11 protein-coding genes are annotated in these 12,831 nt (G+C 73.1%); 3 read left to right on the top strand and 8 right to left on the bottom strand.

Features of this window, described 5'->3' with window-relative positions:
* Positions 1-92 precede the first annotated feature (92 nt).
* The 3 genes from BU198_RS24070 to BU198_RS24060 all read right to left on the bottom strand — a co-directional run bounded on the left by BU198_RS24070 (position 93) and on the right by BU198_RS24060 (position 2,952).
* Complete coding sequence (locus tag BU198_RS24070) at positions 93-1,778, bottom strand: FAD-dependent monooxygenase (RefSeq protein ID WP_188298954.1); 1,686 nt, start codon at positions 1,776-1,778, stop codon at positions 93-95.
* On the bottom strand, positions 1,775-2,290 hold the full coding sequence (locus BU198_RS24065) for a VOC family protein (protein WP_188298953.1): 516 nt from the start codon (positions 2,288-2,290) through the stop codon (positions 1,775-1,777). Before BU198_RS24065 ends, BU198_RS24070 begins: the two co-directional genes overlap by 4 nt.
* A gap of 95 nt (positions 2,291-2,385) precedes the next feature.
* Positions 2,386-2,952, bottom strand: coding sequence for a TetR/AcrR family transcriptional regulator (locus tag BU198_RS24060; protein WP_188298952.1), 567 nt, complete (start codon positions 2,950-2,952; stop codon positions 2,386-2,388).
* Between the two features lie 220 nt (positions 2,953-3,172).
* Between BU198_RS24060 and BU198_RS24055 the strand changes: the two genes are divergently transcribed.
* The gene (locus BU198_RS24055; protein WP_188298951.1) at positions 3,173-4,090 is read left to right on the top strand and encodes a fumarylacetoacetate hydrolase family protein; all 918 of its coding nucleotides are present in this window, start codon (positions 3,173-3,175) and stop codon (positions 4,088-4,090) included.
* A 10-nt stretch (positions 4,091-4,100) separates the two neighbouring features.
* Here the strand turns inward: BU198_RS24055 and BU198_RS24050 are convergent, their stop codons facing one another.
* The 5 genes from BU198_RS24050 to BU198_RS24030 all read right to left on the bottom strand — a co-directional run bounded on the left by BU198_RS24050 (position 4,101) and on the right by BU198_RS24030 (position 10,010).
* A complete protein-coding gene (locus tag BU198_RS24050) occupies positions 4,101-6,500 on the bottom strand; it encodes a lamin tail domain-containing protein (protein ID WP_188298950.1) in 2,400 nt (799 codons plus the stop codon).
* 370 nt (positions 6,501-6,870) lie between these two features.
* Entirely contained in the window at positions 6,871-7,230 is a 360-nt protein-coding gene (locus BU198_RS24045; RefSeq protein WP_188298949.1) for a hypothetical protein, read from the bottom strand.
* A gap of 387 nt (positions 7,231-7,617) precedes the next feature.
* The gene (locus BU198_RS24040) at positions 7,618-8,148 is read right to left on the bottom strand and encodes a DUF1772 domain-containing protein (RefSeq protein ID WP_317620295.1); all 531 of its coding nucleotides are present in this window, start codon (positions 8,146-8,148) and stop codon (positions 7,618-7,620) included.
* A 294-nt stretch (positions 8,149-8,442) separates the two neighbouring features.
* Entirely contained in the window at positions 8,443-9,090 is a 648-nt protein-coding gene (locus tag BU198_RS24035) for a hemerythrin domain-containing protein (RefSeq protein ID WP_188298947.1), read from the bottom strand.
* Positions 9,091-9,173: 83 nt separating this feature from the next.
* Entirely contained in the window at positions 9,174-10,010 is an 837-nt protein-coding gene (locus BU198_RS24030) for an NAD(P)H-binding protein (RefSeq protein WP_188298972.1), read from the bottom strand.
* 668 nt (positions 10,011-10,678) lie between these two features.
* Between BU198_RS24030 and BU198_RS24025 the strand changes: the two genes are divergently transcribed.
* Positions 10,679-11,800, top strand: coding sequence for a Rieske 2Fe-2S domain-containing protein (locus BU198_RS24025; protein WP_188298946.1), 1,122 nt, complete (start codon positions 10,679-10,681; stop codon positions 11,798-11,800).
* Positions 11,801-11,971: 171 nt separating this feature from the next.
* The coding region (locus tag BU198_RS24020) for a serine/threonine-protein kinase (protein WP_188298945.1) at positions 11,972-12,831 on the top strand (860 nt) is incomplete at its 3' end.

Below are 12,831 nucleotides of genomic sequence, written 5' to 3'. Positions count from 1 at the left end.
GCGCCGGACGCGAGGACCGGCGCTCCCCCGGGGTCCGCACCAGGACGGGGCCGTGACCGCGGCCGCCGCCCGGGAGCGGACCCGACGAAGCACTACCGGGCGGGCCGCTCGGCTCCGTGGAGCAGGTCGGCGAGCGCCGACACGGGGGTCGAGCCCTCGGTGCTGTGCCACGCGATGTGACCGTCCGGCCGGACGAGGAGGGCTCCGCCGTCGCCGATCCCGAGCAGTTCGGGGCAGCGGCCGTCCGGGCTGGTGACGTCACGCCCGAGGACGACGGTCCGGTGCGCCAGGCCGTCACCGGTGAAGGACTCCGCGAGGCCGTCCGCCCAGCCGGCCCCCTCCGGCCCGGTGATGAGGGTGAAGCCCGGCCCGAGGAGGTCGTGGGTGGACACCCGCGCCCCGTCACGCTCGACCCAGGCGTGCGGAAGCCGCGCTCCGGGAACGGCGGTCGGCGTGTAGTCGGTGGCCGAGGGCGGGGTGCCGCCCACGCCGTGGGCCTGCCGGGCCGCTCCGTAGCGGTACCCGATCTCCTGGTTGAGCGCGTCGAAGTGCGGGCGCTGCCGGGGCACGGCCTCCGCGATCCGCCGGCGTTCGGCCGCGGCGACCGCCCGGTCCGGACCGGCGAGGCGCGCGGCGATCGCGGCCGTCTCGGGCCCTGCGCCGACCTCCGCCATCCTGATGGCGTTCAGCATGCTGTGGCGGGCGTTGTCGAGGGCGACGGGGCGGCGTTCCCTCTCGTAGCTGTCGAGCAGGGCTTCGGAGGCGCAACCGCCCAGCACGGCGGCGAGCTTCCAGCCGAGGTTGTCCGCGTCGGCGAGGCCGCTGTTCATGCCCAGGCCGCCCGTCGGCGGGAACTGGTGGGCCGCGTCACCGGCGAGGAGGATCCGGCCGCTGCGGTAGGTCCCGGCGGTCCTGGCCGTCATGGTCCAGGACCCCACGGACCGGACGTCCACGTCGAGTTCGGTGGTGCCGACGGCGTCCCTGATGATCCGGGCGCACCGTTCGGGCGGGTAGTCCCGCGGCGATTCGACGGCCGGGTCGAAGCTCCGCTGGAAGGTCCACCGGCGGGCGCCGTCCATCCCGATGAGGACGCCCGGAGAGATCTCGTTGATCAGCCAGACCAGCAGGGCGGGGTCCCGGTGCGTCCACGGGGAGAGATCGGCGTGGAAGTAGATGTTCAGCTGGTGGCCGAGGACCGGGGAGCCGTCCATCGCGATGCCGAGCCGGTCGCGGATGCCCCCGGTCGCCCCGTCCGCCGCCACGACGTAGCGGGTGCGCAGGACCTGCCGGCCGCCCGGGCCGTCCACGGTGACGTCGACGGAGTCACCGTGGTCGGTCACCTCCAGGACGGTGGTGTCGTAGTGGACGGCGGCCGCGCCCTGGGCGAGGACCGCGTCCAGGAGGTGCTGCTGCACCCGGTCCTGGGCGCAGGAGGCGAGCTGCTCGGCGGAGGCGTGCGCCCGCTGCCGGAGCTGGCCCTGCGGACCTTCGGCGAAGTCGATCCGGCCCAGCGGGTCCCCCGCGAGGGTCTGCTTCCACAGGATGGTGCCGGCCACCGCCGGGTCGACCGCGTCGGCCCGGACGGCGTCCGCGATGCCCCAGGCGCGGAACAGCTCCATGGACCGGGTGTTGACGACGTGGGCCCGGGGGTGGGGGTTGATCCCGCCGAACTGTTCGCAGACGACGCTGCGGACGCCGTGCCGGCCGAGGACGAGTGCGGTAGCCAGGCCCACCGGGCCGGCCCCGATGATGACGACCGGGGCGTCGATGTCCTTCATGCGCGCCTGACCAGGTCGGCGAGGGCCTCACCGGATTCGAAGCGGCGCACCAGACCGTCGGGGTCGAAGTCGACCCCGATCGGGTTGGCTTCGAAGGCCCCGGACCGGAACCACTCGTCGAGGTCCTCCGCGGTGGCGAAGTTGTCGATCTGGAGCTCGACGTGGTTGCCGTCGGGGTCCTCGAAGTACATCGAGGTGGTCGGCCCGTGGTTGACGCACCAGAAGGGGTGGATGCCGTCCCCCTTCAGCCGCCGGTACGTGCCGAGCAGGTCCTCGATCGTCGCGTAGGTGAACGCCACGTGGTGCAGACCGGTGTGCGCGTCCGTCGGACGTTCGGTCGCACCGGTGGCGACCAGGGCGACCCGGTGGTGCTCGTCGTCGTAGGTCAGGAAGGCGAGGGCCTCGTTGGCGAAGGTGACGCGGCCTTCGAGGACGCGCACGTACCAGTCGGTCATGGCCGGCAGGCCGCCGGTGCGCAGGACGACGTGGGCGAGTTTGTCGGGAGAAGCCATGGAGTGGCGACCTCCTGTGTGAGGGCACGGCAGCCCTCTTGGCTGCCGCACAAGAGAAACTTAGGCAGGCTCTTGTACGGCAGTCAAGAGATGGCTCAGCGTGCCGCCGCGACAGCGACCAGTGCCTCCATCAGCAGGCCGACGAGCTCCTCGGTCGACCGGTCCAGTGCCCGGGTGCTGACCAGCAGGCCCTCGAAGAGCACGTGTGCCACGTCCGCCACCGGCGCGACGTCCGCCCCCTCGGGCAGCCGGCTCGCCACGGCCGCGAGCAGGCGGCCCTCCAGCCACTCCTGCATGCGGGAGTAGGCGTCGGCGAGGGCGGGCGACTCGCCCATCCGGTCGTACGCCTCCCGGTGCAGCCCGCGGTAGGCCTCCAGGTCGACGAGGAACGTCACCAGCTGCCGCCGGGGGTCGCCCGCGATCGCGGGATCCGCCTCGACGCGCTCCCGCTCGCGCAGAAACAGGCGGTCCAGCGCGGCGGCGAACAGTTCGTCCTTGGTCGGGAAGTACCAGCGCACGGCGTTCGCCGCGACGCCCGCCGCCTTGCCGACCTCGGTCAGACTGGTCCCCTTGTACCCCTGGGCGGCGAAGAGTTCCCAGGCACTTTCGACCAGGACGGCCTCGCGCTCGGCTTTCGGGATCTGTTGACGGTTCCTTGGCATGACAGCCAAGCCTAGGCGGCGCCCCCGCACACCCGTCCGCGCCCCCGCCCAGACCATCCCGCCCCGCCCGCGCCCGCACCCTGCCTGCACCCCGCCCGCACCCCGTCGGCAGCCCGGGAGAACAGGGACCCGGCGGCCGGTGAACTCTTGACTACGGGACAAGAAAGCTCTTGACTCTTAAGCAAGAGAATTCCCTTCCCCCGACCCGCCGGAGTCATTGATGCGCCTCTACAGCACAGCCCTGGGCATCGCCAGGGAGGACAGCCCCGGTGAGCTCTCCCTGCTCGATCTCCCGTTCACCGACCTGGGCGCCCTCCTGCGCGGCCCCGGGATCGCGGCGGCCCGGGCGGCGGCGGTCGTCCGGCGGGTCGCGCTCGACGGGGTCCGGGTGCACGCCCCCGTCCGCCGGCCAGGGAAGATCCTGATCGTCGGCCTGAACTACCGCAGTCACGCGGCGGAGGCCCTGGAGATGTTCGCCGCGATGGGGCGGCCCGGCATCACCCTGCCCACCGAACCGAACTTCCAGGTGGTCGCCGGGTCCGCGGTCGTCGGCCCCGGCGAGGACATCCGCCTCCCCGCGGTCGCGGCCGGGCAGGTCGACTACGAGGGCGAGGTGGCCGTCGTCATCGGCAGGTCCGCGACCGCCGTCCACGCCGCCGAGGCGGTGGGCCACCTGGCCGGCCTGACCGTCGCCAACGACGTCTCGGCGCGCGACATCCAGCAGCGGGTGATGTCCGGCGATCCGACCGCCTCCATCGGCGTGTCCAAGAGCTTCGACACCTTCAAGCCGCTCGGCCCCTGCCTGGTCACCCCGGACGAGTTCGACGAGCCGCTCGACCTGCGGCTGCGCACCCTGGTCAACGGCGAGGTGCGGCAGGACGACCGCACCGCCGGCTTCATCCACGGCGTCGCCGAGCTGGTCTCCTTCCTCTCGCGTTACCAGACCCTCGAACCCGGCGACGTGGTCCTCACCGGAACGCCCCGGGGCGCCGGTGTGTTCTCCGGTCGTCACCTGCGCCCCGGCGATGTCGTGGAGGTCGAGGTCGAGGGCATCGGCGCGCTCCGCAACCGGGTGGCGGCCGCCCCCGTGGCCACGAATGCCGGTCTCCCCACGAGTGCGGGGAGACCGGCACCGTGAGCCGGGCCCGTTACGGCAGCGGGATGCGCACCACCTGCGGGTCGTGGTCGCTGAGCTGGGTGCCGAACTCGCTGTTGATGTGGACGATGTCGTAGGCGTACGACGTGGCCGCCAGCGAGCGGGAGATCAGGATGTGGTCCAGCACCTGCGAGTTGCCCTCGTACACGTAGGTGTAGCGCTCGGGCAGCGGCAGGGTGCGCGGCAGGTCGGTGAACGAGCCGCCGGCCGTGAGGATGTCGGCGGTCTGGGAGAACTCGAAGTCGTTGAGGTCGCCGAGCACGATGACCGAGGCGTTCGGGTCCACGGCCAGGATCTGGTCGGTGAAGCCCTTCACCACCGTCGCCTGGGCGTGCCGCTGGGTCTCCGAGGGGTGGCTCGGCTGCTGGTAGCGGCCGAAGAGGGGCTGGTCGCCGCCCTTGGAGTTGAAGTGGTTGGCGATCACGAAGACCGGCTTGCCGTTCCAGCGGAACTCACCGGCCAGCGGCTTGCGGCTGGCGTTGAACGCCGCGTTGCCCGGGTCGATCCGCCCGGGCGAGTACGCCAGCTGCGGCGTGCCGCCCGCGTTCACCACGGAGTCGGCGGTGGTGGAGCCGGCGCCGGGGCGGTCGGTGAAGGAGAGGCCGCGGTCGGTGCGGAACAGGAACACCTGGCGGATGTTGCCGCCGGGCTGCCCGCCGTCCTGGTCGTTCACCGGGTCGATCGCGCGGTAGGAGTAGGCGGGGCCGCCGGCCGCGGTGATGGCCGCGGTGAGCTTGGCCAGGGTCTGGGTCGCGCTGACCGTGCCGTCGTCGGTGGCGCCGGTGTTGTCCTGGATCTCCTCCAGGGCCACCAGGTCGGGCGAGCGCAGGTTGGTGACGATGCCCGCCGCGAGGCCGTCGAACTTGCTCTGCGGGTCGGACGGGGCGAGGTTCTCCACGTTGAAGGTGGCCGCGGCGAGCTGGCCGGCCGTCGGCGCGGCGGTGACCTCGGGGGCGATGCCGCCGGAGGTGACCGCCGGGGTCGCCGTGACCTGGAGGGTGAAGTTGCCGAAGGCGTAGTCGAGCACGCCGACGGTGGCTCCGGTCAGGGTGTCACCGACGTTGGCGGTCGGGGTGGGCGCGAGTGCCTTCCCGAGGACGACCCGCTCCGGGTTGCCGTCGTTCGCCTGGAGCAGGATGCCACCCCGGTTGGTGCGGGTGGTGCTGCCCTGCGGGACGACGGGGACCTCTCCGAACTTGTTGGTCGGGCCGACCACGGCCGCGTTGTCGATCTCGACCCGCATGCCCTCCAGGGACTCCCAGAAGTCCAGGCCGTCGGTGGCGGGCTGGAAGTTCCCCGCGGTCTCGACGTCCCCGGAGGTGACGCTGGAGATGACCGCGGACGGGGGTATCCGCCCGCCCGGGCCGACCAGGGTCGCGGCCGGCAGCGGCGCGTTGTGGGCGACCACCGTGACGGTGGGCCCGGTCAGTTCGGTGATCGACAGGTTGGTGGTGCCGCCGGTGCCGCCCGGGCGGTACTGGCTGACGGTGGCGCTCACCGTCACCGAGTCGCCGACCGCGACCGAGGGCGCGCCCGCGGTGTAGACGTAGACGCCCTCGCTGGTGCCGGGGTCGTTGTCGGGCTGCGGGTCCTGGTACCAGAAGCCGCTGGGGCCGACGGCCGTCACCACGCCGGGCACGGCGCTGACCGCGCTGCCGGCCAGCGGGGAGGTGCGGGCGGCACCCTGGATGTCGTGGATGCGGGTGCCGCCGGGGTTGCCGCCCCCGCCGGTGAAGGAGGAGTTCCGCGGCGTGGGCGCGGTGACCGCGAAGTCCGCCGCGTTGTTGTCGGTGTCGGTGGCGCCGCCGCCCGCGCGCAGGGCGGCGGTGGCGTTCGCCAGGTTGCCGGTCGGCGAGCCCTCGGCGGAGCTCGCGCCGCTGCCGTAGCCGACGAGGTCCTTCACCCCGGACTGGCCCGCGCAGCCCGAAGCACAGGTCAGCGCCGTGCCGTTGGTGACGAGGGCGACCTTGCCGGAGGTCGCGGACATCGCGATCGTGCCGGTGGCGTCCGGCGTCGGCAGCGCGGTGCCCGCACCCGCCCCGGCGGCCTCCTGGACGAGGAGGTAGTGGCCGGGCGCGATCGTCCCGGAGAGGGCGGTCTTCGACCAACTGGCGCCGGCCGCCGAGGCGTACTGCACCGTCCAGCCCGTGACGGACACCGGGGTGGTACCGCGGTTGTACAGCTCGACGAAGTCGTTGGCGTACGGGGCACCGGAGTTGCCGCCACCGCCGTACACCTGGCTGATCACGATGTCGGGCGACACCGCCTGCGCCACGCCGCCGGGCAGCGCCACCAGCGCCGCCACCACGGCCGCGGCGGAGGCCGCCGCCAGCGTCCGGCGTCGCACGCGCGGCACGCTCGGGGTGATCCGGGGATTCAAGGTGCTCCGCATGAGGCTTCCTCCTGACCGCCGTCCGGGCTCGCGGCCCGGCGGTGTGACCACGGATGGGAAAGGTTCGGCGCTGAGGTTGTAGCAGTGCCACCAGATCCCTACCGTTCGCTTCGGGCAACGGCCAGAGGTACGGCGGAAGAACGTTTCTACGCGCGACAAGTGGGAGGCCGTGCTCCGCATGACCGCACGCGCTGTCAGCGGCGGGGCCCGGTCTGCCGGGGCGACCCCCGGAGCCGGGCCCGCACCGCCAACACCTCGCTGTGACAAGGGACTTGAACGACAGAGCCCGGGTCCGGCAGCACCCTCGCCGCCGGACCCGGGCCGGTCCGCGTCACCGCGCGCGGCACTCCGCGCATCGCTCCGCCGGGTGTCAGTCCGGTCGCCGTTGCACCGGCGCCGCCAGGGGCGGGCGCCGGCGCAGGGGTGCCAGTTCGCGCTCCAGGGTCCGGACGTCCAGCGCTATCCGCGTCGCGATCTCGCGCGGACCGGTGCCCAGGGGCAGCCGGCGCGACCAGGAGCGCGGCTTGGCCGGGCCGTCCTGGACCATGTCGAAGTTGAGTCGCACCGCGTCGGCGGCGTCGGCCAGGCTCACCAGGATCCTGGTGTCCGCGAGGTCGATGCTGACCTCGTTCCCGATGCACGAGCAGGCCACCAGGCCCTCGATGTCCTCCTCCGCCAGGTACCTGGCCAGGGGTACCGCCCTTCCCCTGACCAGAAACGGACGTTCCACCGGAGTCACCGGAACCGCCTCCTCCCCCAGCAGTCGTACGGCGCCTCGGCCGCGGCGCAAGCGCGCCGCAACAGACCGGGCCCGGCCCATGCTCCACCACATCCGCGTGGATAGCCAACGGGGTGTCCGAACTGGCCAATTGGGTGAACGCACCGACCCGGCGCACCGGCGCACGCCCCAGCGCACCGACCTCGCCCGACGGCCTGGTGGCAAGGACGTCCCGCACCGGACGGGAACGCGCGAGTGCCCGCCCGCACGAGGCGGACGGGCACAGCGGCGGTGCGCGGTCCTGCCGGACCCTGAGCCCGCCGGGCTCGGCGGGCGACCAGGGCTCGGCGGCCGGCCGGGGCTCAGCAGCGGGCCAGGGGTTCAGCGGCCGGCCGGGGCTCAGCGGCTGCCGCGGCCGTGCAGCACCAGGGAGCGGGTCAGGGCGAGCAGCCCGCCGGTGCAGAGCGCGGTGCGGAGCATGTTGACCGGCACCCAGCTGTCCGCGAACTTGGCGCGCACGGCGGCGAGGTCGTGGATCCGGGACGGGTCGCCGGCCGCCGCCAGCTCGTTGTTCAGCGGGATGTTGACGCCCATGGTGACGATCAGCGCCACCACGTACAGCGCCGTCGCGGCCGCCGCCCACAGCGCCGCCTGGCGCCGGCCGGCCCTGTGCTGGAGCCAGGCGGCGATGCCGGTGGCGAGGAACGCCCCGATGAAGACCAGGCCGAACAGGCCGTTCCCGTCGATCGCCTTGTTGATGTGCTGCATCGCCGTCACATAGGTACGGTCGTCGCCCGCCGCCAGGCCCGGCATCACCGACACGTCGAAGGCGAAGAACAGCCCCGCCATCAGGCCCATCGCGATGGTGGCACCCACCAGCAGCGGCCCCGCGGCCCTGCTCTGTCCGACGGCCCGCACCGAACTCCCCACCCTCGCACCTCCGATGGCCGACGGTGTCGCGTACGACAGCGGACCCGTGCTCTGATCCGAACGCATCTCAGGACCCCTTCACTCTCTCCGGCGCCGCGGAGCGCGGTGCCGACGGACGTGGAACACTCGACACCGCCCACCGTGCGGCGAGTCGCGCAACGGAACCGCGACAACCGGAACCCCGTTCCCCGGCACGGCACTTGCGGCCTCTCGCGGTGCCGCGCCCAGGAGGCCGGCCGGGGCCCGGCACCGGATACCCCGGCCGGCCGGCCGGAGCCCCGGTGCCCGGCCGGCTCAGAGCACCGGGGTCAGGCCGCGCCGGTACCGCCGGTCCAGGACCGTCCGCCCGAGCAGCCGCACCGGCGCCGGGATGGTCGCCGAGACCGCCCGCACCGAGGCCGCGTCCGCGCCGTCGAACATCCAGGGCTGGAGGTAGGTCATCACCTGGGTCGGGGCGCTCCCGATGATCCGGCGCTCGACCCGCAGGTACTCGTCCACCGGCAGGGCGGCCAGCGCCGGGAAGACCACCGGCTCCTCGTGCCGCAGGTGCTCGCGCACCAGGCTCTCGAACGCCCGGGCGGCCTCCGGCAGTTCGGCGCGCAGGCCGGAGCCGAGCACCCCGGCCACCCGTCGCATCGTGGCGTCCAGGGCCTCGTGGTCCCGCTCCAGGACCCCGCTGCCGTCGAAGTCCGCCGCCCGGCCACGCAGGTACGGCCAGAGGATCTCGTCCTCGCTGTGGTGGTGCCAGTCGATCACCGCGCGCAGCCGCCCGAACCACTCGGCGAGCGCCCCGGAGGAGCCCGTCGCGCCGCGCTGGGCGACGGCGGTCAGCCGAGCCGCGTCCCTGCGCATCGCGACGTGCATCAGGCCGAAGCCCTTGAGCTGTTCGGGCAGGACGCGGAGTCCCTGTTCCGTCGACCACACCGTCGTGCCGTCCGTCATGACCAGACCTCCAGAGTCCGTTCAGAGTCTCGACCGCCGCCCGCCCTGGGGCGGTCGGTCGGAGCCGCCCGGGACGGGCCGGCTCACGTGTTCCACACGCCCGTGGCGGCGGCGGCCCGGGCGTAGTCGGCGAAGTCCCGCGGCTCACGCCCCAGCGCCCGCCGCACCCCGTCACCCAACGAGGCGTTGCGCCCGTCCAGGATCACCGAGAACAGCTCCGCGAAGTCCGCCGGCAACCCCGCCTCCACCAGCACCTTCCGATACGACTCCGCCGACACCGCCACGAACCGCACCTCACGCCCCGTCGCCCGCGACAACTCCACCGCCACATCCGCGAACGACAACAGCCGCGGCCCCGTCAGCTCGTACACCTCCCCCGCGTGCCCCGCCTCCGTCAACGCCGCCACCGCCACATCCGCGATGTCCTCCACATCCACGAACGGCTCCACCGCACCACCCACCGGCAACGCCAACTCCCCCGCCAGCACCGGCTCCAGGAAGAACGACTCGTCGAAGTTCTGGTCGAACCACGCACACCGCACCACCGTCCACGCGGCCCCCGACTCCATCACCGCCTTCTCCCCCGCCTCCGCGGCCTCCTCACCACGCCCCGACAACAGCACCAGCCGCCCCACACCCCGCTCCGCCGCCAACCGCGAGAACGCCCCCACCGCCTCCACCGCACCCGGGAACGCCAGATCCGGGTAGTACGTCAGATACGCCGCACTCACACCCTCCAACGCCCCCGCCCACGTCCCCTCGTCATGCCAGTCAAACGGCACCGCACCCGAACGCGACCCCACCCGCACCTCGTAACCCCGGGCCGTCAGCCGCCCCGCCACCCGACGACCCGTCTTCCCCGTCCCTCCGACCACCAGCACGACACCGGACCCGACCGCGAGATCCACCACACCAGCCATCACGAACACCCTCATTCCAAGACTCGAAGGAATCACCGGAAACCGATCCTCGAAGGCGCCGGTCGCGCCTGATCGGTTCGTCGTCGTGGCACCATTCAAATCCGCCTGGGCCGGACGATCCATAGCCGCCGCTCTCAGTTCCATGTGCGAGCGTCTACGGCACCGTGACGACACCGGTCGGCGGCGCTCCGCCCACCCGCGGCCACGGAACCGCCGGCGGCCGGGGCTCCCCCGCCACCCACCACAACACACCCCTCCGCGGCCCGAAAGCCCTTTCCAGCACCTCTCGACCCCTCCTCGACCGATCTCGGCCGGCACGGCGCATTTGCGGGCGGACGGTGCCGGGAGGGAGCCCACACGAAGCCCGGAAGACCGTTCGCCGGAAGCGGGTGGATCACTTCCGTGCCCCGAACCCCGGCCCCGGCCTCGCTCGGCCACGAGGCCCCGCCGGAGTGCCCGAACGCGCTTGCACCCAGAGGTCAGCCGCACGACTGGAACGCATCGAATTCCTGCTCGCACATACTTGACTGATCATCAGACTTCTTGCCCCATAGGGAGATTGTCCGTGCACGTGCTCCCGATCCATGGATAGCATCTGAATTCCATTCTGTTCGAGCGCTAATCGCCTGGGAGGGGCGGCGCCGGGCAGACCGACAGGAGTCTTCAAAATGCGCGTGTCCAAGCACGTCCACCCCGTCAGCAACCGCCCGACCGCGGCCGACGTAGCCCTGCCACCGGCGCTGCCCTACCCCGACGGCTGGTCCGCACTCGCCTTCTCCGCCGAACTCAGGCCCGGCACCGTCCTGACCCGCCGGCTCGCGGGCGAGGACGTCGTGCTCTACCGGCTGCGCAACGGCCGCCTGCGCGCGATCCGCCCGTACTGTCCGCACCTGGGCGCCCACCTCGGCCTGGCCTCGGTCGAGGGCAACGACCTGGTCTGCCCCTTCCACCGGTTCGCATTCGACGCCGACGGCCGCTGCGTGCGCACCGGGTACGGCAGCACCCCGCCGCCCAAGGCCACGCTGGCGCAGCTGCCGGTACGCGAGGTGAACGAGGCCGTCTTCGTCTGGCGCCACCACGACGGCCGGGAGCCGGACTGGGAGATCCCCGCCTGGCACCGGCTCGGCGACGGGCGGCAGCCACTGCGCTACGCCTCCTTCGAGATGCCCGGCTACGCCCAGGACGTCATGGAGAACTCCTTCGACCTGGGCCACTTCGTCACCCTGCACGGCTGGCCGGAGGGCGAGTTGGCGGCGCCGGTGGAGTTCGACGGCACCGGCTTCCACATCTCGATGCTCGTCCGGGAGACCTTCCCGCTGCTCGGGATGCGGGAGGTCCACGTCGAGGTGGACGGGTACGGCCTCACCGCACTGCACACCGACGTGCACACGCCCTCACTGGGCCTGGAGATCTGCTCGCTGGTGATGGCCACCCAGGTCGCCCCCGGCCGGATGCAGCTGCGACAGGCGAGCCGCTTCGTGCTGAACGAGCCCGCCGGGCTGCCGCCGGCCCTCGCCCGGGCGGTCAGCCGGTCGGTGACCAGGCTGCTGTCGGGCTTCATGTTCAAGCGCAACCTGGAGTTCACCTCGGCGGACTTCCCGATCTGGTCCACCAAGCGGTACGTGTCGCCGCCCCGGCTCGCCCCGGGCGACGGGCCGATCGGCGCGATGCGGCACTGGGCCCGGCAGTTCTATCCGCAGGACCACCAGGCGCACCTGCCCGGGCCGGGGTCGCTCGCCGACCGCAACGGGCAGGACGCGCCCGCCCCCAGCGGGGTCTCCCAGGGCTGAGCCGGCTCTGCCTCCCGCCGCCGGAACCCGTCTGGATCCATCCGGACCCGCCCCTCGGCCCGCCCCTGATCCGGCCCCTGATCCGCGCCGACGGCCCGGACCGGAACCGGGCGTCCCGGCGGTACCGTCTGCGTGGAGTACGGACGGGCGGGGCGGGCGAGGGGAGTCGGCGTGGAGGCACTGGGGGACGGGGATCCGCGGCAGGTGGGCGAGTACCGCCTGCTGCGGAGACTCGGCGCGGGCGGGATGGGCCGGGTGTACCTGGGCCGGACGGCGGGCGGCCGTACCGTGGCGGTCAAGCTGGTGCACGAACAGTACGCGGCGGACCGGGAGTTCCGGGTCCGGTTCCGCAACGAGGTGGCCGCGGCCCGGCGGGTCGGCGGGCAGTGGACGGCCCCGGTGCTGGACGCGGACACCGAGGGTTCCCAGCCCTGGGTGGCCACCGGGTACGTCGCCGGGCCCTCGCTGGCCACCGCTGTACGGGAGTTCGGCCCGCTGCCCGTCGCCGCCGTCCGCTCGCTCGGGGTGGGGCTCGCGGAGGCCCTGCGCGCCGTGCACGCCCAGGGGCTGGTGCACCGGGACGTCAAGCCGTCCAACGTGCTGCTGGCGCTGGACGGACCGCGCCTGATCGACTTCGGGATCACCCGGGCGCTGGACGCGACGACCGCGCTGACGCGGTCCGGCTTCGTGGTCGGCTCCCCCGGCTACCTCTCCCCCGAGCAGGCCGGGGGCCGCAGCACCGGGCCCGCCTCGGACGTCTTCTCGCTGGGCGCGGTGCTCGCCCACGCGGCCACCGGCACCGCGCCGTTCGGCTCGGAGGTGAGCGCGGCCGTGCTGCTCTACCGGGTGCTCCACGAGGAACCTGAACTCGACATATCCGACCAGGAGTTACACGCCCTGGTGACGGACTGCCTGGCCAAGGACCCGGACCGCCGCCCCACCCCGGCACAGCTGCGCGAGCGGCTGACGGCCGCCGATCCGGCGGCGGGCGAGCGGCTGGAGCGGCGGGGCTGGCTGCCGCCCGCGATCGC

Origin of the sequence: Streptomyces sp. CBMA156, assembly GCF_014596515.1 — a bacterium.
In the GTDB taxonomy this organism is placed as follows: domain Bacteria; phylum Actinomycetota; class Actinomycetes; order Streptomycetales; family Streptomycetaceae; genus Kitasatospora.
Note: the sequence above shows the minus strand (reverse complement) of the source record. Positions and strands in the feature narration are given on the sequence as shown.

Excerpts from the sequence above, each read along its gene's own strand:
- BU198_RS24060 (WP_188298952.1), bottom strand. The coding sequence starts at position 2,952 with ATGCCAAGGAACCGTCAACAGATCCCGAAAGCCGAGCGCGAGGCCGTC.
- BU198_RS24030 (WP_188298972.1), bottom strand. The coding sequence starts at position 10,010 with ATGGCTGGTGTGGTGGATCTCGCGGTCGGGTCCGGTGTCGTGCTGGTG.
- BU198_RS24050 (WP_188298950.1), bottom strand. The coding sequence starts at position 6,500 with ATGCGGAGCACCTTGAATCCCCGGATCACCCCGAGCGTGCCGCGCGTG.
- BU198_RS24055 (WP_188298951.1), top strand. The coding sequence starts at position 3,173 with ATGCGCCTCTACAGCACAGCCCTGGGCATCGCCAGGGAGGACAGCCCC.
- BU198_RS24070 (WP_188298954.1), bottom strand. The coding sequence starts at position 1,778 with ATGAAGGACATCGACGCCCCGGTCGTCATCATCGGGGCCGGCCCGGTG.
- BU198_RS24025 (WP_188298946.1), top strand. The coding sequence starts at position 10,679 with ATGCGCGTGTCCAAGCACGTCCACCCCGTCAGCAACCGCCCGACCGCG.
- BU198_RS24065 (WP_188298953.1), bottom strand. The coding sequence starts at position 2,290 with ATGGCTTCTCCCGACAAACTCGCCCACGTCGTCCTGCGCACCGGCGGC.
- BU198_RS24035 (WP_188298947.1), bottom strand. The coding sequence starts at position 9,090 with ATGACGGACGGCACGACGGTGTGGTCGACGGAACAGGGACTCCGCGTC.